Raw genomic sequence first — 23,376 nt, 5'->3', positions numbered from 1 at the left:
GCCTGATTTGCAGAATTTTTCTCAATATTCATGTCTCAATATCCATAAATGCCGCCCTCATGTAGGTTAACGAGATGGCAATGCCTCTTAAACGTTTTTTTAAAACGCTCTTTTAATTTTAAAACGCTCTTTTAAATAACAACCATACTGCCTTAGCTACCATGACTCAGTTTACTTTTATCGTCAATAAGTAATTCATTTCGCTAACAAAACCTACAAAAGTGTGTCAGTTGTGTCAAATAAATTACTATTAGCACCCAAACTTTTACTAAAGAGTACTCAACTTTATTTCTGCCTATCTTATGATGACTATAAATATTATTTATCATTTAGAGAGGGTGTTATGCCTTATTCAGCTGCATTATCAGTCAACACCTTACTTAATAAAGCAGTGAGGACACTTAACCTAACGTCTTTGGGCCAAGGTACGCGTGATGGTCTATGCGATAGCGTGCTAAACAGTTATAAAGAAGAAAAGCCGTTAACTGCGGACGCAGATGTGCAAGCCTGCCCTGCTGCTAAGCAATTATCTATCAAAGAAAAAGTGCTACAGCATAATTTAATGACCACTTATCAGCCGCACCTGTTGCATTATGCGATGAAAGGCATTGGTCATTTGCCAGAGGCGGTACTAGAAAGCCTGATTGGTTATCTAGATGGACCAACGGCTAAGCAATACGAACACATTGATGCGCACCTGCGCTTAATTCTTGCCGTCAACAGCAAACTTAAAACCCCTTTACAACTTACAAAAATGGCCGAGCTGCGTAAACGATTTGCCATCGATACCGTTGCCATGCAAGCGCCAAAAGTTTGGCAACAAGCGAGCGCTACTATTTTTAACAGTATCAAATTCACCAGTATCACACCCTTTAGCAAAAAAGAGGAGCACAGCGTCAATTGGGAGGACAAGACGATTGCAAATGCCGATGATGGCGACATGACCATACGCTGCTATCAAAAGCGAGCGCGCTACGCGGGCTTTGGCTTTAAAAGAAAAGCCAAGCGCAATCCTGATAAAACGGTACTGTTGTACTTTCATGGCGGTGGATTTTGTATTGGCGATATCAACACCCATCACGAGTTTTGCCATGCTGTCTGTGAGCTAACGGGTTGGCCAGTGGTTAGTGTCGATTATCGCTTAGCACCTGAACACCCCGCGCCTACTGGCCTAAGAGATTGTATTGCCGCCTATGCTTGGTTGGCTAAAAACTGCCAAACACTTGGGGCATTAGCGTCGCGTATCGTTTTGGCAGGCGATAGTGCAGGCGGCGGATTGTCGACCATGATTGCCCAACAAGTTAGCACGCCGGCGGCAAAAGCATGGCAAGATTTGGGCGCGGATGGGCAAAAAACTCTGGAGACATTACAGCGCTTGCCACAGCCACTGGCACAAATGCCTTTATATCCTGTGACGGATGTTGAAAACGATTATCCAAGCTGGGAGTTATACGGCGAAGGGTTATTGTTAGATCACGCCGATGTGGCAGTTTTTGATGCGGCTTGTTTGCAAAATAGTCCGCTACCGCGTCAGCATATTTTGACCTCACCCATGCTTGGTGATAATCGCCATGTTTGCCCGACTTATATCGTCGCTGCTGAATTGGACGTTTTACGTGATGAAGCTTTTGCTTATGCCAAGCAATTAGAGGGCTACGGGGTTGCTGTCCAAACCTATACGGTCTACGGCGCTCCGCATGGGTTTATTCATCTTATGAGTGTGCATCAAAGACTTGAAGAGGAAACGCATCATATTATCAATGGCTTTGCGCGCTTTGTCCGTGAGGTCATAAGCACGCAAGACGTATTGGCTGCATAAGCGGTTTTATTAAATAAAACTTTTATGCGTTATCCGCATTATTACTGCCATCGCCGTTCAAAGTAATAAGCCAAACCTCAGAACGCGAGCCTAAACGAAATGGTATTCCCCAGAACCCATAGCCGGACGATACCACAAAGTGGCCTTTGCCGATTTTCTCGTAGCCATAGCCCAAGCGATTGATCGCATTTACGATAAAATTGGCTGGGAATATTTGACCGTTATGGGTGTGTCCTGATACTTGTAAGTCGATTGGCAGCTCACTATGCACCACAATATCGCTCGGTCGGTGGTCTAACAAGATAACAGGCTCAGCTGTATTAACTTGGCCTAGCAGTTCGGTCGTCGCTACGCGCTGACGTTTATGATTGTCAAAACGCCCAATAAACCAGATAGGCTGACCTTGATGCGACAGGCACGTCACTTCATCATTTAATAATTGCACGCCAGCATTCTGTAAAGCCTCTCTAATCGGCTGCTCGTGGCCGTACAAATCGTGATTGCCTAGCGTCGCATAGACACCGTACGGCAAACTGCTAACAAGCTTCGCCAAATCTTCTGCCATATTATAGTCAGTAAATGCTGTGGTGTTGTCATCCATAATATCGCCTGGCATCAATAGTACATCTGCCTGATAGCGCTGCACGATGTCATTTAACCGTTCAATCGCTTTACTGCCAAATAAGCGTCCTAAATGCAAATCACTGGCTACCGCAATGCGTAGCGGATTGTTCAGTGGCTTATTAATCTTGATTGATATCTCACGCACCGCCGGCACATAAGCGCTATAGAGGGTATAGTTAAATAACCCTATAAAGAAAACCAGTGCAAAAATCCGTAAGCCAATAGCAATCGTTTCTGTATTGTAAAAAGCATTATCGCCCAGTGCACTCAATAGCCAAAAACCACCATACAATAAGCCGGTTAGCATCGCCGTCAGTAATATAAAATGCATCACCAACAGCCAAGCGCTTATCCAGCGATAACTATTCGCAAATGACTTGGTAACGCTAAGCAGCAAAAGGATATTGGTAATCGCAAAGATAGCAATCCACATAATCATGATTAGCGCCGGAGTGCTCCAAGGCTGTAGCCACCACTCTAGGCTGAGCGCCGCGCCAAAACTAAACAGCTGGAGCAGCACAATAATGGTGATAATAAATGCGTAACGCATAAGCATTCCTAACAGGACAGTGTTTGATAGGGCGTTTGCTGGTTTGGGCAGTATTTATAAGGTAGCTGGATTATAGTGACTATTTTTCAAGGTTTGGGAGATTGGGGTGTTACTTATTGGGGTAACACTTACTGTGCCGACTGTAGCGTAATCATCCATATCTCAGAGCGCGTGCCCAACCTAAATGGTACCGCCCCAATTCCATAGCCAGAAGTCACCAAAAACTGTGTGCCCTCAACCTGCTTAGCGCCATAAACCAGCGGCGTAAACCATTTTAGCAATACCGTTAATGGAAATATCTGCCCACCATGCGTATGACCTGACAGGTGCAAATCAATAGGCAAACCTTTTATTTGTTCTAAATCGGCAGGGCTGTGTTCTAAAAATATTACCGGCTTATCAGCCCTCACTTCACTAAGCAAATCTGTCGCAGCAGGGCGTGCGGGATCTGTCTCATCTGAACGACCAATTAACAACACTGAATCGTCTAACCAAACGCTTTTATTATCAATAACTTGTATACCTGCCTGTTCAACGGCTTTGGCAATCGCCACCTCATTACCTGAATAATCGTGGTTACCTAAAGTGGCATAGACACCTAGCGGCGCTGTTAATTTTGATAAGTGCGCATGCATATTGATTTTTTCATAAGCGTCGGTTGAATCATTCATGACGTCGCCTGCGATGACCACGACATCAGGATTTTGGGCATCAATCAGCCTGACCATCTTATCAATCTGCCGATTGCCAAACCATCTCCCCAAATGCGTATCAGACACCAAAGCTATTTGCAGCGGCCGCTTAAGCGCTTTATCCGTCGTCACGCTTAGACGATGAACGACGGGCGAATAAGCATTAAACACCGCTAAACCTACAATACCAATATAAATAACAGCAGCGGCGGCTCTAATGAGTATTGGATGGTGTTTTTGCTTAAGGATATAAACATACAACAAGGCAATCACAGCTGTGATGAGGCCTGCATAAAACATAAAGCCTTGTAAAATGCCGACAACCAAATAGACGTGAAAGCGCTCGTGCCAAAACTCACTCAATCCGTAGATAAGAAAAGCGTTGTTAATAATAAAAACAGTTAAAATTAAACCCACTTTAGCCAGGCGCGTTTTTGGTTGAAAGAACCAGTAAAATATACCACTACTCATAAGGGCAAGCAGCTGGGTAAGGATGATAAAAGGCCACATAATACAATTGAATCAGACAAAGACGGGCTTATAGTACGCCAATATTCTTACCTGTTGTAGACAGCATGATGGTTTATTGAAACTTTATGGCAGTTGAAACATAAAACGCTTAGTAATGTAGAGCAAATTCAGGTTAATTGTTTCACATGAAACAACCTATATAAAAACTTAGGATTGCTGCTCTAACGCTTGCTTTAGGGTTGGCTGTCTAAATTCAAAGCCTGCATTAAGCAGTGCTTGTGGCAAAACTTTTTGCCCATCAATCAGTAAAGTCGACATCTCACCAAACATCAGCTTTAATAAAAATGCGGGTAAAGTAAAAAACGTCGGCCGATGGAGCCATACGCCAAGCGTCTTGGTAAAGGTTTGATTGGTCACAGGGTTGGGCGCGGTTAAGTTATAAACATACGCTGGCGTATCGTTTGCTGTTTTTAAGTCATTATCAACTTTTAAAACAGTATCAACGCTATTTAATTGAGCTTGCTGACTAGCCTGCCCAGCAAGAAGTTGCTCAATGATAAACATCACTGCCCGTACCCAATCTGCCCGGCTAATCCAGCTCATGACTTGCTTACCATCAGCCAACTGACCACCGACGCCCATTTTAAACGGTGTTAATAACTTACCGACCATTCCGCCATCAGGATGAATCACGACGCCCGTTCTTACGATAGCAACAGGGACACCGTAATTAGTAACCTTTAGCGCCAATTGCTCCCAGTCGTCACAGAGTTTATGGGAAAAATCAGTGTTAAAATCACTGCTTTCGGTTAAAGGTCTGGCTCCTTGGGCGCCATACCAGCCAATCGCTGAGCCACTAACCAATAGCTTAGGCTTTGTACTACTACGCGCTATAAACTCCAGTAGCGCCTCAGTAGGCTTGACGCGGCTGGCAAGCAGTTGCTCCTTACGCGCATCGCTCCAGCGTTTATCCGCAATCCCAGCACCTGCTAGATTTAGAATGACATCATAATTTTTATCTGTTTTCGCAAGCTCGTCATAGGTCATCATTTTAATATCATCAGGATGCGCCTGCTTACTATCGCGCGTCAGCCACGTGACCTGTACTTCTTTATTGTCCTTTTGATAACGCTTGATAAGCGCTTTACTAAACGCGCGTCCTAAAAAGCCGGAGCCACCACTGATTAGAATATTCATCGCTTTTTATCCTTATATTTGTCTTGCCTTTTTGTTAGTGTGACAAAAAACCTCTTATAAAAACAAGAGGTTAATTGTAGGTATAAGGCTTAAAGTAAGACTAGATATAAATCAAGGATTTAGTGGTATACGTGGTTAAACTAGGAAATGATAGGCTGGCAGCAATCATAAAAATTGGCCAGTATTAAAGGTGCACTAACGAAGCACTTGTCCCGTTAGCGCATCGCTGATTTGGCTAGGGAGCTGATAACCAAGCGTCTCGCCCTTTAAATAGCCGACTTGCTCATATCCATTTATATTAGCTGAGGAATGGGCATGGATATTGGTATCAGAATTGGCATCAGAATTAACACTGCTATCATCATTTAAAAAATAAGCCTGCGCCTCTGCCAGTGTCAAAGCGGGTGGCTGTCCAGAAGGATTACAACTGGTCGAGACAACAAAACCATAGGGGTTGTGAACGGAAACCGTTTGTTGGCAAAGCTGCTTCACCAAAGGGTGGTCAATCACTCGCACCGCCACACTGTTATGAGCGCCGGTTATCCATGCGGGAATAGAAATGGGTAGGTTTTCTGATAATGGTAATAGCCAAGTATGCGCCTGCTTGGTATCGACATCAGACTCAGTATCGTTACGCCAACTGTCTAACACTAGCTGGCGTTGCTCTGCATTTAGACTGTTTAACAATACCTCAAGTCGACTGGCGCTATCGGTAACCACGATCATGCCCTTCTCTATCGGGCGCTGTTTGATAGCCAAGAGCTGCTGTACCGCTTGCTGATTAAACGGATCACAGCCAATGCCCCAAACGCTTTCGGTAGGATAAGCAAGCAGCTGCCCTTTTTGCAGCCAACGCGCCGCTTCGATGACAGAATCAGTGATAAGTGGTTTAGACATAGCAGAATGAGTTAGAAAAGTATGAGGGAATATAATACAACTTAAACGACGGGTAAAACAGCAGGTTTAAAGATTTCTTAAAATCGCGTCTTGATTAGAAAGAAAATTATGCGCGTAAATAACGCCCGCCTTGCACACTGATAACCCCTAACAATTCAAGTTCCATAAGCTGTCCTATCAATTGCGCTGGCGTCAGTTCAGTGGTATTTAACAACGCATCTAAATCTTGCCCATGCCAATCGAGCTGCTCATAAATGGGCGCTAAATGCTCAGGAACAGCGATTGCGTGATGAGAAGCTTTGCTATCGGATGATGCCGACTGGCCAGTAGCTGTAATAGGTTTGCTATCTGTATTTATCCTCTTTGAAGGAAGACTACTATTTGCTGGTGGGCTTTCGGTTGACTGCGTTGACTGGTATGGGCGACTATCATAACTCAGCTGATTAGTAATATCTTCGAGGACGTGCTGCGGATGATAGATTAAAGTCGCGCCTTCACGTATCAAGTGATGGCAGCCTTCAGCATTGCTATTATCGATGTGACTTGGAATCGCGAAAACTTGTTTCCCTTGCTCGGAGGTTAGCCTCGCCGTAATCAGCGAGCCGCTTTGAATAGTGGCTTCGGTCACAATGGTCGCGAGGCTGAGTCCTGCGACTAACCGATTGCGGCGCGGAAAGGTATGTTTGTGCGGCTGCGTATAGGGCAACAGCTCACTAATGATACAGCCGCCTTGCTCAATAATCTGGCTAAACAATTTATCATGATGATTGGGATAATTGATCTCAATACCCGTCCCCATCACGCCAACCGTACGACCTTGATATTCGGGCTCTGTTTGCGCAAGCGCCCCTAAATGTGCGCGTTTATCGACACCCATCGCAAGGCCGCTGGTAATGATATAACCGGCTTGCGCTAAATACTGCGCCATGTCAAAGGTGATTTTTTGTGCGTGGGCGGTGGGTTTGCGGCTACCAACGATAGCGATTTGCGCTTGCTGCAAACGCGCTTTATCACCGCGGTAGAATAACACTGGTGGTGGGTCGTATATTTCTAGCAGCTGTGCTGGATAATCAGACTGGTCTACAAATAGCAGACCGTATTTTTCCTCTAGCAATGCTTGCTGAATGTTATCGATAGTTGCGCGTGTTTGCTCTGACTGCTCATGACGCTTAAGATGTGTACTATGAATACCAAGCTGTCGCCATGCCTCTACTTTAGCGCCCCAAGCAAGCTCTGCACTGCCAAAGCTGGTGATAAGTTTATGATAAGTCGATAATGATGCATTCACCTCAGCCCACAGCGCCAGTACTGCGCGCTGCTCAGCGGATAAAAGAGAAGGGACTGCGCTCATAATCATCTAGCTCATCTAGTCTAAATTGGAGTCCTTAGCTTAAAGAATAAGCGTTGCACTCATTATAGATACGGCGGAGGTAACAGCTGATCACCGACGTTGATTGGTAGCTCAGAATCAAGCACATAAGCATAGCTAATATTATCAAAGGTATTAAAGACCATCACCATACCCGTAGGCTCGCTTGGTAAGCGTACTGGCGTGTCATTGTCCTTAATATCGCGTATGACCGCGCCTTTTTGATAGACGGTCAACACGTCACCGGGTTTGGCGCCGTGCGTGCTACCTAAATTAATAGCGACAACACTGCCCTTAGCGGCTGAACTGATAGAATCCATAACGCGGACAATCATGCCGCCGCGATTGACGGTTGCAGGGGCTGGATAAAATACTGGCGGAATTGAGTTATTTAACTCAACAAAAACGCGATCGCCTTCACGGACTTCTTTGCCATAGCTGTCAATAAGTTGCAAGCTGGTAACGCCATTAGTTTCTGTAGAAGTCACCAAACCTGTTGCCACTTGGGTAACTTCTAAACCGATAACTTTTTGCGTTTTCGGCTCGACATACATCTCACCTTCGCGGTAGATACCATAACGTTGGCCAACAATAAGCGGCACGCCTTTGGCATAGACTTTATCGCCACTTGCGGTAATTAAATTGCCTTTTTTCGAAGCTAAGATATATGGCGTAGTATTAAAATCGTCTGGATTAACAATGATGGTTTTATCGAGCCAATGCTGAATTGCAGACCATGGAATAGGCGGAATACTATTCGCCGTTGAGGTCACTGCAATCGTGCTAGCAACCGCATTGCCAGTCAATTGTTTTTCAACCCCAGCACAGCCTTCACCGGTATCGACACCGACCAGGGTTTTGCCTTGGATCACACATAAAATAAGAATGTCATTAGGATAAATAAGGTTGGGATTTTTGATTTGCTTATTGGTTGCCCAAATCTCTTTCCAGCGCCACGGGCTATCTAAATAGCGCCCTGAGATATCCCACAAGGTATCTCCTTTTTTGACGATATAGCGATTGGGCGCATCCGCTTTGATAGTAGGTGGTGGATTATTAGCGTGGGCAGCGGTCATCAGCATTGCGCTACTAAATGTCGTCACCAGTAGTGCCTTTGCTATCTTTTTTAAGCTCATCTTCATGGTTATATCCACAATATATACCGCTAACATAATGTCTATAAAGCAGCTGTTCAGTATTATTGACTGATGTGATTGACGGGTTTTATTGCTAAACAGCGCCTGACATAATGATGACACGCAGGCGCTATTTCTAATATTACAATTATATCTACCATAACACAATCGTAAACACTTTATTACAATCGCGTAACCTTTAATTAGTAACCTTTAATTAGATATACATTTCAATGAATACTGGTCAAGAACAATCGGGTTAAGCTGGATTTGGCGTTACATGCTGACGAATTTGCTCAGCGACCAGTTCGGCCTTGTTATCTAGCACCACCACGTGCTGCGGCAGTGCTTCTAAACCTTCAGTATGTGCAGGACGCGCAATCTCTATCTCTCCAACCGCCTCAAAGATAGTATCAGCAAACTTAACCGGTAAAGCTGTTTCGGCACAAACAATCACTTCACCCTCGCGCTGTAATTCTTTAGCGACCTTGATACCGTCAGCGGTGTGCGGATCGACTAGCTCACCATACTGCTCATAAATTGCTTTGATAGTTTGCAGGCGATCGGCATGAGTGGACTTGCCCGCAGCAAAACCATAGCGCGTATTAACCGCTTCCATCAAATCAGACAAATCAAAGCCTTGACCGGATTTCACCCCTTCAAATAACTCATGAACGCGGGCACTGTCTTTATCAAGTAATAAATAAACAAAACGCTCAAAGTTCGAAGCTTTAGAGATATCCATTGAAGGGCTTGATGTTACATAAGTTTTATCGGTCGAACGCGGCTGATAAGCGCCTTGATTAAAGAAGTCGTTGAGCACATCGTTTTCATTGGTGGCAACGATTAAGCGCTCAATCGGCAGTCCCATTTCGCGAGCGATATGACCAGCACAAATATTACCAAAGTTGCCTGAGGGTACGCTAAAGCTAACTTTTTCATCATTATTTGTGGTCACAGCAAAGTAGGCTTTAAAGTAATAAACGATTTGCGCCAATATACGACCCCAGTTAATCGAGTTAACCGTCCCTAGATTATAAGCAGCTTTAAACTCAGCATCTTGCTGTAGCGCTTTAACAATATCTTGGCAATCATCAAACATGCCGTCGATGGCAATATTATGGATATTAGCATCGGTTAAGCTATACATTTGCGCGCGCTGAAACTCGCTCATTTTGCCGTGCGGTGATAGCATAAAGACTTCGATATTTTCTTTACCGCGCAGAGCATATTCCGCTGCACTGCCCGTATCGCCACTGGTTGCACCAATAATCGTAATACGTGCATTTTTTCTTTTAAGCACATATTCAAACGCATTGCCCAAAAACTGCATGGCAACGTCCTTAAATGCCAATGTCGGACCATTTGATAAGCCTAAAATATATAAATCATCTTCAAGCTTACGCACAGGGACAATCTCATCAGAGCCAAAAACTTCAGCGGTATAAGTGCGCTCAATAATATCTTGCAAATCAGCCGCCGGAATATCCGTGGCAAAGCGCTGCATAATCGCCAGCGCAAGCTGCGGATAGCTGAGCGTACGCCACTCAGTAAGCGTCGCGCTATCAATGTTTGGATAATGCTCAGGCAGCATCAAACCGCCATCTGGTGCAAGCCCCATTAATAGCACATCACTAAATTCCATCGGCGCTGTCTGACCACGGGTACTGATATATTTCATTAGATTGTCCTGTCTATAATGAGGTTATTCAATATTTAAAACGGTTTATTCAGCAGTTTTTGCATCGGTTTTTTGTAGCAGGGCATAATAAAAACCATCGCCACTTTTACTATCAATAGGTAAACACTGACGCCCAATAGTTTGCGCAATGCCCCAGTTGCAATCGTCGGTAAATTCAAGCGCTAGCGCATCTTCATGATGGCTGATAAAGTCTTGCATTTGCTCGACGTTTTCTTGCTTTAAAATAGAGCAAGTGACATACAATAGATAACCGCCGACTTTAAGTTGTGGCCATAAGTTATGCAAAATATCGGCTTGCAGCAATGCGGTTTGCTCGACATCTTCTTCGGTACGTAAAATACTGATATCAGGATGACGCCGAATCACGCCCGTCGCGGTACAAGGAGAATCAAGTAATATCGCGTCAAACATCGGGGTATCTTTGCCTTTTTTACCCGCCCCTTGCCATCTGGTCGCATCGGCACAGACAATATTTAGCGCGATATTCTTTTCAGCTTGCTCTAGGTGTTGCTGGTTTAAATTTAGGCGCTGTAAATTCTCATAAATACGCTCGATACGCGGCGCTTCATTGTCGATAGCGGTTAACTTAACATTAGCAATGACAGCTGACTCTTCAGCACTGTTTTGTTTCACGTGAAACAAGGGTGATTGCTTATCTGAGCTTAGCAGTTCTAACCAATGCGCAAGCTTACCACCGGGCGCCGCGCAGGCATCTAAAATATGTAGCTCGTTATTTTCGGCTTTAGTATTAGCAGCGTCAAAATTACCATCGTCAGCGCTTACTTTAGCCACTAATGCTTTATTAATAAGCGGCGCCGCAAGCTGAGCATGCATATCTTGTACGCTGACCGCCCCTTCAGCGAAATGCGGTAAAGCGCTAACAGCGGTACTTTGCTGTAGTCTCAAACCTTTAGTGGATAGCATTGTTGCTGTAGCTGCATCTGACGAGTTCGGTAATTTAAAACCACTTGTTAGCTCAAGCAAATCCGCCGCAATCTCCGCGCTATAAAGCGCTTGCTGATAATCCTCTACCGAGCTAACCGCCGAGTTTACCCGTAAAAACATCGGCGCAGCTTGGCGCAAGCCTTGCATTAGCTCGTCATACTGTTCGCTCCAATCTTGCTTAAGCTGATAAGCGAGCCAATTGGGTAAGCTGTGTTTTTTATCGCACTTTTTGCGAAACTTATAAGGATTCTTAGCGACTTTACGCAAAATGGCATTGATTAATCCTGTTGCATGGGCAAAATCTATCTCTTTTGCCGCTTCGACCGTTTCATGAATCGCCGCATGATCCGCCACCTCTAAATAGAGCAACTGCACTAGGCCCACTTGTATGGTGGTACGAACCTCAATCTCATCGATTGGATTATCAGCAAGGCTGTCGAGCAAACGTGCTAGTGCGTACCACTGGCGCAATGTCGTCAGCAACAGCGCATGAGCAAAACCTTTATCACCATCGTGCAGACTGTTTAACAAAGGATCTAGGACGCTGGCAAGCGATTGACCGTTTTGAATGGCTAATAAAGTGCGAATCACTCGTACGCGGACGCTACCATTCATAATAAGGTTGCTTGAAGGTTTGAGCTTATCATTTCTTGGCGCAGTGCTGGTTTGTCTCATTAAATTTTATTTCCTTGACGCATGGTAGCGCCTTGTACAAGTGGGATTGCTTATCATTAAATTACGTTAATACGAGAACGAAACTACTTTGATTCTGCCGTAAACTGGTCGCCATCATTAAGCTTATTGCCATGACAAATTTGCTCAGCGCTCATCGGTTTACCACCCGCAAACTGTAGATCCGTAATCGCCAATGTTGTGGCTGACTGCGTATTGCTTTGCTGTTCGGTATCAGCTGCTTTGCCACAAGCCACCAATATCGCTTTGCGGCCGACACTGATAACCGTGCCAGCTGGTCTATCGGTTTGTTGTGATGGATTGACCGGTAAGCTTGCTAGAATTTTGACGCGCTGCCCCGCCAAAAAAGTATAGGCGCCGGGCCATGGGGTCAGTCCGCGAATTTGTCGTTCAATCGCAGTAGCAGATTGCGTCCAATCAATCTCGCCCTCGGTTTTGATGAGTTTTTCAGCATAATTGGCCTGACTGTCATCCTGAGTAACTGCTTGTTCTTGGTAGTGCGCCAAGTCTTTTAATACTGTGCTGATAGCCGCCGCGCCAAGTGCTGCCATCTTATCGTGGAGGCTGGAAGCCGTATCATCAGCTTCGATAGGCGCGCTGACTTTGTAAAGCATATCGCCGGTGTCCAAACCTTTATCCATCTGCATAATGGTAATACCAGTCTCACCATCGCCCGCCAATAGCGCGCGGTGAATCGGTGCCGCCCCGCGCCAACGTGGCAGTAGTGAAGCATGAATATTGAGACAGCCATAAGTCGGCGTATTTAATACTCCAATTGGCAGTATTAGCCCATAAGCAGCAACAATCATCAGATCTGGCTGATAAGTACGCAGGTTTTGCCGCGCCGCCATGCCTTCGGTGCTAGCTTTTTTAAAGGTAGCGGGTTGCTCAACCACAATATCATGCGCCAAGGCCACTTGTTTTACTGCCGACGCAGCCAGCTTTTGCCCGCGACCGGCTTTGCGATCAGGCTGCGTGTATACCGCCACAATGTCTATATTAAGCGCTTCTTGCTGCTGAATCAGCGCCTCAAGGCTAACCGCAGCAAACTCAGGTGTGCCAGCAAATACCACTCGCAGCGGCTGAGCGGCTGTTGGCACTTCGATGATAGAGCTTTGCTGAGGCTGCGTGGTATGAGTAGGTAAATCAGATTGGGAAGCAAATGTGGTCATAGTCAGGCATTATTTATGGTTAATTTGCCTATTATAGGGGAGTTTGTAGCGTTGTGCCATGATTGTAATAGCGACAATCAAGCGCTACTAATGATGCTATTTATCTTTATAATAGTCATAAAGCTCAGCCATTTATTCGTCAAACAAAGCGCCAGCAAGTAAAAAAGGCACAGTAAATAAACCCATCAGCTCTACTACCGATTTAGGGTCATGCTTTTATGCAACAATTTCAGTCTCTACAACGCCTGCTGATTTTTTATACGCTGACATTATTGGCGATGTTATCGGTGTATTACGGCACCATGTTTTATGAGATGAGACAGCATAATGAGCAGCACAGTATACAAAGCTTTTATGCCCTGCAAAGTGAGATAACTGAGCTTGCTAATCCTAAAAACTCTGACATTAAAAAAATATTAAACAAGCCTTTTTTAAAGGATGTTAGCTATCAGCTGATTTTTATGATGCCGTCTGGGCAAACCTATATTCACCGCCGCACCCGCCCTAATGAGCGGGAGTTTACTGGTATCATCTTTCCGAATGTCATCACCTCACTGCCATCCAATAGCAATCATTATAGTGCTTATGAGCTGAACAATCGTAACTTGGTCGGTACCATAGAGCTTGAGAGTGGTCATAAAGCTTATATGGTGCTGCGTCATGAGCCACTTGATATTAATTGGATCTCGTATCGCTATTGGCTGCCTTTAATGACAGCCATCATACTTTTTGCCATGGCATTACTGTACACGCTAAAACGGCTTAGCAACTGGGAGCAGCTCCTCATTTATACCGATGAGTTAAGTAACCGTGCCAAAGATGGCTATGTCACGCCGCCGTTTCTTGAAAACCAAACCACGGCGGAGTTTTTGCGTTTAGGGCATGCGCTGAGCCGCATCAGTTATCAGCTGCATAATAACCATCGCCGCATTAACACGCTGCAGCATCGTTTAGAGCGCTTGGTTGATCATGCCCCGCTGCCGATGCTGATGATTATGCGGCACGGTCAAATCAACTTTTTTAATCAACGTTTTGAGCAGACGTTTGCGACCCCCTTTCAAAGCGATAGCAACTATCAATTGACCGATTTTGTCTTTGCCAAAGACGACTCTACCCAAGCTCTGCTACAAAAACTGGCGGATTTACGTGTTACGCGCACGCTTTTAGTGTATGGATTACACAATAAAAAAGCCTATCAGCTGCATATTACGCCATGGTTTGGTGAGCATGGACAGGTGCATGGTTTTACCGTCCTACTAAATAACATCCACGAGTTAATCGACCAAACCGCACAGTTGGAGCAGCAAAACCAACAGTTACAACGCCAACTTGATGAGTTTAATAGGCTTAAGTCAACGATGGGCCATCATTTACGTCTACCATTAGAAGCCATGATTGATACCTTAGAGCCTATTAATCCTGACAATCTGACAGCTAAGCAAAATCAAGTGGTGACGACTTTGTTTCAAACCAGTCATTCTATGCTTACCATGCTAAACGACATGCTAGATATAGGAGAAATAGAAGTCCGTAAAACCCGTCTGTCTATCGAGGCGGTTGATATTTACAAACTTGGGCAACAGGTCAGCCAGTCAATCGTAGAAAGAACAAGGCAACAAGGGCTTGAGCTGCTGTATTTTTTTGCCCCCGACAGCCCGCGCTGTATTGATACCGACCATAGACGCCTGCAGCAAATCTTACGCAACTTATTAGATAATGCCATTAAATTCACCACTTCTGGCTATGTGTCGTTGACCATCGATGCGCTGAGCAACGAAGATGTATCAGCCCTCAAAAACAGCAGCTTAGAGGCGGTTGATAAAGGCGACACATTTAATAAAAGCAAAGAAGCTAATCCAGATAGCGAAGCTAATACAGTCAGTGAAGTTAATACAGACGGTGTCAGTCATGCCTCGCACGACTGGATTCGGTTTAGTATCAAAGACAGCGGCATAGGAATCGATATAGCAAGACAGCATCAGCTGCTCACTTATCTTAATGAAAACCACAGCCAAAACAGCAAACAAATCGTAAATCGCAACATTAACTACGCGCAAAAGAATATTGCGGCAAAAGGGCTGGGGTTAAATGACGCCCATAGCTTTGCTAAACTATTAGGCGGTTTTATTGAAATGAGAAGTACGTTTGCTAAAGGCAGCACTTTTGACCTTTATTTGCCTTGTAAGCGGCCAAACTATCAGCCTATCTATCATGCTAATCAGCAATTAACATATATCCATCTTATCGCCGTGATTAAACAGCCGCTACGCGCCAAACATCTGCGTGATTTGTGCGCGTATTTATCTATACCAGCTACCATTTTCACTTCTATAGATAGAATAGCGCTTCAGCAAATAAACGATAAATTGGTAAAAGATAAGCAGGAACTTGCGCCTATTTTGCTATTAGATTATGAATATTACGAAGGAATCAACCTCGCTTTATCGCCTCAAATAGCCGCTGACGATAAAAACATAGAAGCTGAAAATGAATTAGGGAATAAAGCCCGCATAGATATTGAAAAACAGCAGGCTTTAAACAGTTTACTGGCTAATACCTCACTGCCAAAAGTCTTAGTTAGCATGAAAGCTGAGCGCCGTATTCCGTCTATATTACTGGAGCGCTGTGACGGCTTTTTAAACAAGCCGCTTGATGTGGCATTGTTGCTTTCTGAGTTACTGCGCTTAACTCTGCCCGTCAGACAAACCTTAGAGCAGCCAAAAAATAGTAAGGAAAACGCTAGCCAGTTAGTCGCAGCTGTAGATGACACGGCTCATGAAACTTTAGCGCCGCTAGTTTTAGTGGTAGAAGATAGCCCAACCAACCAAAAAATAGCCTGCAAGATATTAGAAAAAATTGGCTATCGCAGTGTGGTTGCAGAAGACGGTCAGCAAGCGTTAGATAAATTGCAACAGCAGCGCCAAGATATTGCGCTGATTTTAATGGACTGCCGAATGCCAGTGATGGACGGTCTGCAAGCAACTCAAGCTATTCGCGCGCAGGGCGATGATATTCCTATCGTTGCGCTGACGGCAAATAACAGCGAAGAGGACCGCGCCGCCTGCTTGCAAGTGGGCATGGATGAGTTTTTAGCCAAGCCTATTAATAAAAACAAGCTACAAGACGTTTTGCAAAAGCTGATTAAAAGCGAATAAGCATTTGCAATATTTGTTAATCATACTAAAGCAGCACTCGCGCAGTTTGATTCGTATAACTTTAGTTTTACAGTCTTCTATTTTTTAAATTTAACCCTTATCTCATAAAACCATTGTCAGCCAAAAACGCCTCAGTAATCGCACTTTGCGGACTGCTATTAGGTGAGCTGTCCGCTTGCGATTTATTTAATAAACGCTCCAAATAGCGCGCCACGATATCGACTTCTACATTAACTTTACTGCCTACCAACCAATGCTGCGCGATATTGGTCACTTGCGCGGTATGGGGAATGATATTGAGCGAGACAATATTATCACGCACCAAATTGGTGGTGAGACTAATACCATCAAGAGTAATAGAGCCTTTAGTCGCTGTATAATGTGCCAACTCTTGCGGTATCTTAATTTCGATATACAGTGAGCGCGCATCTTTTTGCAGCTTACTGACCACGCCTACGCCATCGACGTGACCGGCGACAATGTGCCCACCAAAACGCGTGGTCGGTAGCATGGCTTTTTCTAGATTCACCGTATCACCTGGTTTTAAATCCGCCAGCGCTGTACGAGCAATCGTTTCACGTGAAACATCAACAGAATAGTAATTATGACCAAACTCGACCACGGTCAAACAAATACCATTTGAAGCAATAGAGTCTCCTAGTTTCACATCGCTAAAATCTAAGCCATCAGACTCTATAGTCAAACGTATATCACCGCCAGTTGGCTGCATGGATTTTACTTTTCCGACACTTTCTATAATTCCAGTAAACATATTATCCTCTTTGCATTTTTTGTTGCCGTTATCTTTATTAGTCTACTAAGCAGTATACGGGGGTTTAATTATATTGTTCTATATAAAGATGGAAATCATGTTAGCTATTGGATTTTATAACTCTCATAATTTTTATCATGCCTTTTGAGCTAAGATATCTAAGGTTCTGTAGGGGATAAACTGTGGATAACTATAGAAAACAAGAAAAAAGTAAGATTAAAACCTAGCTATTTGAAGAGTTATCCACAATAAGTTCTCTTTGTATCTTATGGTACTTCTGCTAAATAAATAATTATAACATGCTGATTTATAACATTATTTTCTAAAGCGATCAATTAGTGTGCTTTAGCCAGTTTCATGTGAAACAAAGTTATACACAGTTTCATGTGGAACCTTAATCAAACCATTATATTTATCCACATGAATCATCTCTAGCTCTAGTCTTGTGGATAAAATACCTCAGAATTAACATTGAAAAACAACAGGGTTTATAACGTCGACTATAAAGGTAATAAGGTGAGTTTAAGATCAGATCCTAGTTGTTCATGGCAGCGAATATCAAAACGCAGCTGCTGTGCTAAAGATAAGGGATTGATAGCAACCATAGGACGCGCCTCAATACCTAATAAGCAAGGGGCTTGATAGACAATAAGCTCATCCACCAACTGCTGTTGTAAAAAGCTACCAGCAACGCTTGCGCCAGCCTCTACTAAGACGTCATAGCATTGATGTTCACTGACTAACTTTTTTAATAACTCAATTAAACTTTCTTTACGCCAATATAGTGCTTCTGGACTTTGGCATAGCTGATAGTCAGATTGCAAGTCGTGTTTTAGTCGCCCTCTTCTATCTAATATCACTATTTTAGGTGGCGGCACTTCCTCAGGTGCGATACCTAACAGGTTTGAGCGTACATTTAATTGCGGATTATCAACGATAATAGTTTCACTGCCCGTGATAATAGCGCCACTTTGCGCACGCAGTTTTTGTACATCTTCGCGTGCCGCTGTGCCCGTGATCCATTTTGACTCGCCGGATGCCATTGCCGTACGGCCGTCAAGACTGGTAGCAATTTTAAGCCTGACATAAGGCATTTGGCTGCGCATTGCCTTTAAAAAACCTTTATTTAAGGCTTCTGCCTGCGCGGTTAGCACGCCAACTTTTACGGCGATGCCCGCTTCGTCTAACAGTTTCACACCGCGCCCAGCCACTTGCGGATTGGGGTCGAGTCCTGCAATGACAACACGTTTTACGCCAGCTTCTATAAGCGCGCGCGCGCAAGGCGGCGTACGTCCGGTATGACTGCAAGGCTCTAAAGTCACATAAGCGGTCGCGCCCATCGCTTGCGTGCCAGCTTCTTTTAGAGCAAAAACCTCAGCATGCGGCTGGCCAGCTTTAGGATGAAAGCCTTGACCGACTACTTCATCTGCTTGCACCACTACGCAGCCGACCGCTGGATTGGGACGCGTCGTATATAGACCGCGCTTTGCCTGCTCAACAGCAAGCATCATAAAATAGCAGTCTTTGGCATCTTGATAATGGTTTGAGTTCGACATAAAGGCGCACTTAAATAAAAGGTCAGGAATGATTGTTAAAAGTGTTCAATAATTTGAAAACTTTACCTCAAGAATTTTGCTAAAAATCGAAGCAAATTTATCGATTGATGACTGTTTAAACCAGTTTATTTTTCATTTGGACGAATATTAGCAATTTCTTGGTGAAACGCATCGATGTCTTGAAAGTCACGATAAACACTGGCAAAGCGCACATACGCGACATCGTCAAGCGTCTTAAGCTCGCTCATGATAATCTCACCTAGCACTTTACTGCTTACTTCACGCTCGCCCATTTGCCGGACGCGTTTTTCGATACGGCTAATCATCGCCTCTTGTTCATCAATGGTAATCGGACGTTTTTGTAGTGGTAGTAGGATGGAACGGCGCAGCTTGTCATTATCATAAGGTTCGATTTTGCCACTAGATTTGATAATGCGCGGCATCACCACTTCTACCACCTCAAAGGTGGTAAAGCGTTCCTGACAGCTGTTACATGAGCGACGACGACGTACTTGCGCGCCTTCAGCCGCCAGCCTTGAGTCGATAACTTTGGTATCTGACGCATTACAATACGGGCAATGCATACTCTTTTCCTTAGGTTAATAGTGAAGGCGCATGTGTTATTTATAAAACCAAATTATAAAACCGAACTTTTTAAAACTGGTATTTCTTAGCTAGCTTCCAATCAATAAAAAGCCTTTTACTCTCTATTTACCAATACAAAAACTACTAAAAATCTTCCCTAACAAGTCATCGGCGCTAAACTCACCGGTAATCTCACCCAGACTTTGCTGCGCTTGGCGTAAGCTTTCAGCGACCAACTCTCCAGCTTTAAATATCGTAAGCTGCTCATGCGCCTCTGCTAGCGAAGCGGCGGTACGTCTTAGCGCATCGATATGACGCGTACGCGCGATTAAGCTATTTTCTGGCGGATGAAAACCTACTTTAGCACATAAAGTTTCGATTAACTCATCAATCCCAGTACCCGTTTCACATGAAACATTGACTTGTTCGTAGCCATGATTTTTGATTTCTGCTTGTGAAAGAGCGCTTCTTTCTTTACTGCTGTTATCGTTTAATAAATCGCTTTTATTAGCAATAATTAATAAGCGCTTGGCTTCTGGCAGCTCACCAAATAGCTGTTCGGCCAGCTGTAATGGCGTGCTGTCACCTTCAAGGTCACGAGTGACATCGTAGACCATTAGCAGCATATCAGCCTGCGTAATCGCCGTACGCGCCCGCTCAATACCGATACGCTCGACCGTATCTTCAGTCTCGCGCAGGCCTGCGGTATCGGTTAAATGCAGCGTCAAACCGTTGAGCACCACTGTCTCTTGCAGGGTATCGCGCGTCGTTCCAGCAACGTCTGTCACGATAGCACGCTCTTGCCCTGCTAAGCGATTGAGCAAACTTGATTTCCCCGCGTTTGGTCTACCAGCAAGCACCACATGAATGCCGTCACGCAATAGCTGACCTTGCTTTGCGGTTGCTAGGACTTGCTCAATTCTGGCCTGCGTCTGCTCAAGCTTATCTTGAATAACCCCATCAGATAAGAAATCAACGTCTTCTTCATCGGGAAAATCAATTGCCGCTTCAACGTGCAAGCGCAGATGAATCAATTGCTCAAGTAGTTGATTGATTTTTTGCGAAAACTCACCACTAAGTGAGCGAATGGCACTGCTAGCCGCAGCAGCGCTGGTAGCATCAATCGCATCAGCGATGGCTTCTGCTTGCACCAAATCCAGTTTATCATTATCAAAAGCACGGTAAGAAAATTCCCCCGCGCCCGCTTGTTTTGCGCCAAGTTCAAACACCCGCGCTAGCAGCTGATTTTGCAAAATCATACCGCCATGACCTTGCAGCTCAATCACATCTTCGCCAGTGAACGAGTGCGGACCTTTAAAATAGAGCACCAAACCTTCATCAATAATCGCGCCATCAGCTTGATAAAAGCGGCAAAAACTGGCCATACGCGGCGTAAAAGCAGACTTACCGGTGATCTGGCAAGCGATATCGTAGGCGCGCGCGCCCGACAGCCGAATAACCCCGACGCCGCCACGTCCAAGCGGTGTGGCAATCGCCGCAATGGTCGGAAGGCTAGATAAATCAGAATTTCTAGGTGACTCATCCAAATTATCGGCGGCTAGTGCCATCTCTAAAGAATCCACAATCACTCTCAATAACTAAAAACCCCATTATAGACGGCTTGGCGCGCACTGACAAAGCAAACTTCAGCGAGCAGATTTCTAAACCCTAAAGTATGGCTATATGGTTATTTTTTTCACTCATTAATATAAGAAAACACCGCTCTTTAGCACATAAAAAAACCACCGCCGTAGCGATGGTTTTTATAGATTTAGGCTTTATTTAATCCAGAACTTTAACGGTACGACGTTTTTGTTCTTCTTCAACTTTGCGGTTGATGATGTACTGCTGGGTCATACTAAATAAGTTGTTCACGGTCCAGTATAGTACCAAACCTGCTGGGAAGAACAGCATGAATGCGGTGAAGATAATTGGTAAAAATTTCATCACTTTTGCTTGCATCGGATCAGCTGGCTGCGGGTTTAATTGCTGCTGGATAAACATCGATGCACCCATCAGCAGCGGTAAAATAAACCATGGATCCATTGCGGATAAATCGCGAATCCATAAGATCCAAGGCGCATGACGCAGCTCAACACTTTCCACCAATACCCAATATAGGGCTAAGAAAATTGGCATTTGCATCAAAATAGGCAAGCAACCTGCCATCGGATTGACTTTTTCTTCTTTATAAATCGCCATCATTTCTTGCGACATTTTCATGCGGTCATCGCCGTGCTCTTCTTTTAATGCCGCAAGCCTTGGGGCGATAGCACGCATCTTCGCCATTGAGTAGTAGCTTTTATTAGAAACCCACATCAAGGCGATTTTAACAAGAAGCGTCAACAGAATAATTGACCAACCCCAGTTACCGATGACTTTATGAATGCCATCCAAAATCGCAAATAATATTTTTGATATTGGCCACAGTAATCCATAATCGACGGTTTGATTGAGTCCTACCGCCACTTCTTTTAGCTCAGATTGTACCTTTGGACCAGCGTACAACGTGGCATTTAACGTTATTTGCTTGTTTGGTGCCACATTGACAGGTTGGCTATTAAAACCAATAAAGTAATCATTGCCCGTTTCGCGGCTAAAGAACTTGCCAGTAAAGTTTTCTGGTGTCCAAGCAGAAACGAAGTAATGCTGCACGATGCCAACCCAACCTTTATCACTGGTCGTGGTCAGCTCACCATCGTTAAATTTACCAAATTTTAACTTATTATAAGGGTCGTCAGGCGTACCCCAAGCGCCGCCCAAGTAAGTCGCCATGCTCAGCGCACCCTTGCCTGACATGCCAGGGTCTTTACTGTCATCGCGCTTTAACTGCGCAAACATTTGCCCTTGCCATGGATTGGCAGAAGCATTTTGAATTTGATAGCTAATATCAATCGGATATTTGTCATGGGTAAAGGTAAAGGTCTTAGTAATCGTCACGCCATCTTTTTGATAGGTAAGTGGCACTGATAACGTTTGCTGACCTTTTTCCATCACATAGTTGTTCGCCGTGTGGCTGTAGTTGGCGCGACCTTCAGCGGTATCAATACCGTTTGGACCAATCAGACCAGACTGCGCAACGTAAACGCGATTGCTGTTATTTTCTAATAAGACAAAAGGCTTATCGCTATCGAGCGTCGCATCATACTGCTTTAGCGCAGCATAAACGATATCGCCGCCTTCTGGGTTGATTTTGATGTTATAGCGATCGGTCGTGACCGTGATCAAGCCTGTGTTTTCAGCAGGTGCTGCTGTCACCGTACTCGCATCGACCGGTAGCGTTTGCGCTGGAATATCGCCTGCTGCGCCGGTGGTAGCAGGAATATCAGCTCCTACCGATGTTGCCGTTTCTGCTGGTACCGCATCTACAGCTGGCGCATCGGCATAATCATCTCGCCATGCCAAAATCAGCAGATAAGCGGTGATTAGCATCGCAATGATGATCATCACCCGAAATATCTTTTGCATAAACCTTTCCTAGATTAAAAAATTAGGGTATGAAAAATCAGGCATGTGTCATGACCACCTAGGGTATTACCTTATATTGTTAGCAGCAATATCAGCAGTCAATCACATAAAATGTTCATCATTTTACTAAAAAACCACTCTAAATGATACAAGCGTGTGGATAACTTGTGGGTAACTCAATAGATATCCACAACTGCTCAGTCGCTAACAACATTTATAATGTTTTCATCAGATGGTTTAGACAGGCCACGTAGCTCTTGGTGTCTTTATACACATACAAACCTTGAGCGCTGACATGAGCTTGTGCCATAGATGCTAGATATTGATAGTGATAAGAAGATAAAGGCAGCGGCACAAAATCAATTCCGTGTCCGCCCAACGGATGACAGCGACCAATACGTTTTAATAACAGCCAACTGCCAGGCCAAACACCATGCCACGCTAAAGCCTGTTTGCCATAATTTGAGCAAGTTGGATAATACCGACAGCGAGCAGGTAATATAGGACTTATTATTTTTTGATAGAAAATAATAGAATTAAAAAATAACTTATAAATAATTTTATTTATTTTTT

Annotated in this window: 17 protein-coding genes; 2 read left to right on the top strand and 15 right to left on the bottom strand. The window is 44.4% G+C overall.

Going from position 1 to position 23,376, the window contains the following annotated elements; all coding sequences use genetic code 11:
- Positions 1–343: 343 nt before the first annotated feature.
- Positions 344–1,819 (top strand): alpha/beta hydrolase, encoded by a 1,476-nt coding sequence (locus B4240_RS03805; protein WP_296236909.1) that lies wholly within the window; start codon positions 344–346, stop codon positions 1,817–1,819.
- 22 nt (positions 1,820–1,841) lie between these two features.
- Here B4240_RS03805 and B4240_RS03800 read toward each other — a convergent pair whose 3' ends face one another.
- The 9 genes from B4240_RS03800 to fmt form a co-directional block, all read right to left on the bottom strand.
- Positions 1,842–2,993, bottom strand: coding sequence for a metallophosphoesterase (locus tag B4240_RS03800; protein ID WP_296236908.1), 1,152 nt, complete (start codon positions 2,991–2,993; stop codon positions 1,842–1,844).
- 128 nt (positions 2,994–3,121) lie between these two features.
- Entirely contained in the window at positions 3,122–4,156 is a 1,035-nt protein-coding gene (locus tag B4240_RS03795; RefSeq protein WP_296236907.1) for a metallophosphoesterase, read from the bottom strand.
- Between the two features lie 207 nt (positions 4,157–4,363).
- Positions 4,364–5,353, bottom strand: a complete 990-nt coding sequence (locus B4240_RS03790) for an epimerase (protein WP_296236906.1) — start codon at positions 5,351–5,353, stop codon at positions 4,364–4,366.
- 195 nt (positions 5,354–5,548) lie between these two features.
- On the bottom strand, positions 5,549–6,250 hold the full coding sequence (locus B4240_RS03785; RefSeq protein ID WP_296236905.1) for an L-threonylcarbamoyladenylate synthase: 702 nt from the start codon (positions 6,248–6,250) through the stop codon (positions 5,549–5,551).
- A gap of 106 nt (positions 6,251–6,356) precedes the next feature.
- Entirely contained in the window at positions 6,357–7,601 is a 1,245-nt protein-coding gene (gene dprA / locus B4240_RS03780) for a DNA-processing protein DprA (RefSeq protein WP_296236904.1), read from the bottom strand.
- A 62-nt stretch (positions 7,602–7,663) separates the two neighbouring features.
- Entirely contained in the window at positions 7,664–8,761 is a 1,098-nt protein-coding gene (locus B4240_RS03775; RefSeq protein ID WP_296236903.1) for a LysM peptidoglycan-binding domain-containing protein, read from the bottom strand.
- Between the two features lie 253 nt (positions 8,762–9,014).
- Positions 9,015–10,436, bottom strand: coding sequence for a threonine synthase (thrC, locus tag B4240_RS03770; protein WP_296236902.1), 1,422 nt, complete (start codon positions 10,434–10,436; stop codon positions 9,015–9,017).
- A 45-nt stretch (positions 10,437–10,481) separates the two neighbouring features.
- On the bottom strand, positions 10,482–12,077 hold the full coding sequence (locus tag B4240_RS03765) for a transcription antitermination factor NusB (RefSeq protein ID WP_296236901.1): 1,596 nt from the start codon (positions 12,075–12,077) through the stop codon (positions 10,482–10,484).
- Between the two features lie 83 nt (positions 12,078–12,160).
- Positions 12,161–13,267, bottom strand: coding sequence for a methionyl-tRNA formyltransferase (gene fmt / locus B4240_RS03760; RefSeq protein ID WP_296236900.1), 1,107 nt, complete (start codon positions 13,265–13,267; stop codon positions 12,161–12,163).
- Between the two features lie 218 nt (positions 13,268–13,485).
- Here fmt and B4240_RS03755 point away from each other — a divergent pair, with 218 nt between their 5' ends.
- Complete coding sequence (locus B4240_RS03755; protein ID WP_296236899.1) at positions 13,486–16,422, top strand: response regulator; 2,937 nt, start codon at positions 13,486–13,488, stop codon at positions 16,420–16,422.
- 97 nt (positions 16,423–16,519) lie between these two features.
- Here B4240_RS03755 and B4240_RS03750 read toward each other — a convergent pair whose 3' ends face one another.
- From B4240_RS03750 to yidD, 6 genes are all read right to left on the bottom strand, one after another.
- The gene (locus B4240_RS03750; RefSeq protein WP_296236898.1) at positions 16,520–17,194 is read right to left on the bottom strand and encodes a riboflavin synthase; all 675 of its coding nucleotides are present in this window, start codon (positions 17,192–17,194) and stop codon (positions 16,520–16,522) included.
- Between the two features lie 500 nt (positions 17,195–17,694).
- Positions 17,695–18,750, bottom strand: a complete 1,056-nt coding sequence (ribD, locus tag B4240_RS03745; protein ID WP_296236897.1) for a bifunctional diaminohydroxyphosphoribosylaminopyrimidine deaminase/5-amino-6-(5-phosphoribosylamino)uracil reductase RibD — start codon at positions 18,748–18,750, stop codon at positions 17,695–17,697.
- Positions 18,751–18,875: 125 nt separating this feature from the next.
- The gene (gene nrdR, locus B4240_RS03740; RefSeq protein ID WP_149490272.1) at positions 18,876–19,334 is read right to left on the bottom strand and encodes a transcriptional regulator NrdR; all 459 of its coding nucleotides are present in this window, start codon (positions 19,332–19,334) and stop codon (positions 18,876–18,878) included.
- Positions 19,335–19,457: 123 nt separating this feature from the next.
- Entirely contained in the window at positions 19,458–20,903 is a 1,446-nt protein-coding gene (gene mnmE / locus B4240_RS03735; RefSeq protein ID WP_296236919.1) for a tRNA uridine-5-carboxymethylaminomethyl(34) synthesis GTPase MnmE, read from the bottom strand.
- A 214-nt stretch (positions 20,904–21,117) separates the two neighbouring features.
- Positions 21,118–22,803: a membrane protein insertase YidC gene (gene yidC / locus B4240_RS03730; protein WP_296236896.1), complete on the bottom strand. Its 1,686-nt coding sequence runs from the start codon at positions 22,801–22,803 to the stop codon at positions 21,118–21,120.
- A 214-nt stretch (positions 22,804–23,017) separates the two neighbouring features.
- Positions 23,018–23,371: a membrane protein insertion efficiency factor YidD gene (yidD, locus tag B4240_RS03725; protein WP_296236918.1), complete on the bottom strand. Its 354-nt coding sequence runs from the start codon at positions 23,369–23,371 to the stop codon at positions 23,018–23,020.
- Positions 23,372–23,376: the final 5 nt, after the last annotated feature.

The organism is Psychrobacter sp. UBA5136 (assembly GCF_002414005.1).
GTDB lineage: Bacteria > Pseudomonadota > Gammaproteobacteria > Pseudomonadales > Moraxellaceae > Psychrobacter.
Note: the sequence above shows the minus strand (reverse complement) of the source record. Positions and strands in the feature narration are given on the sequence as shown.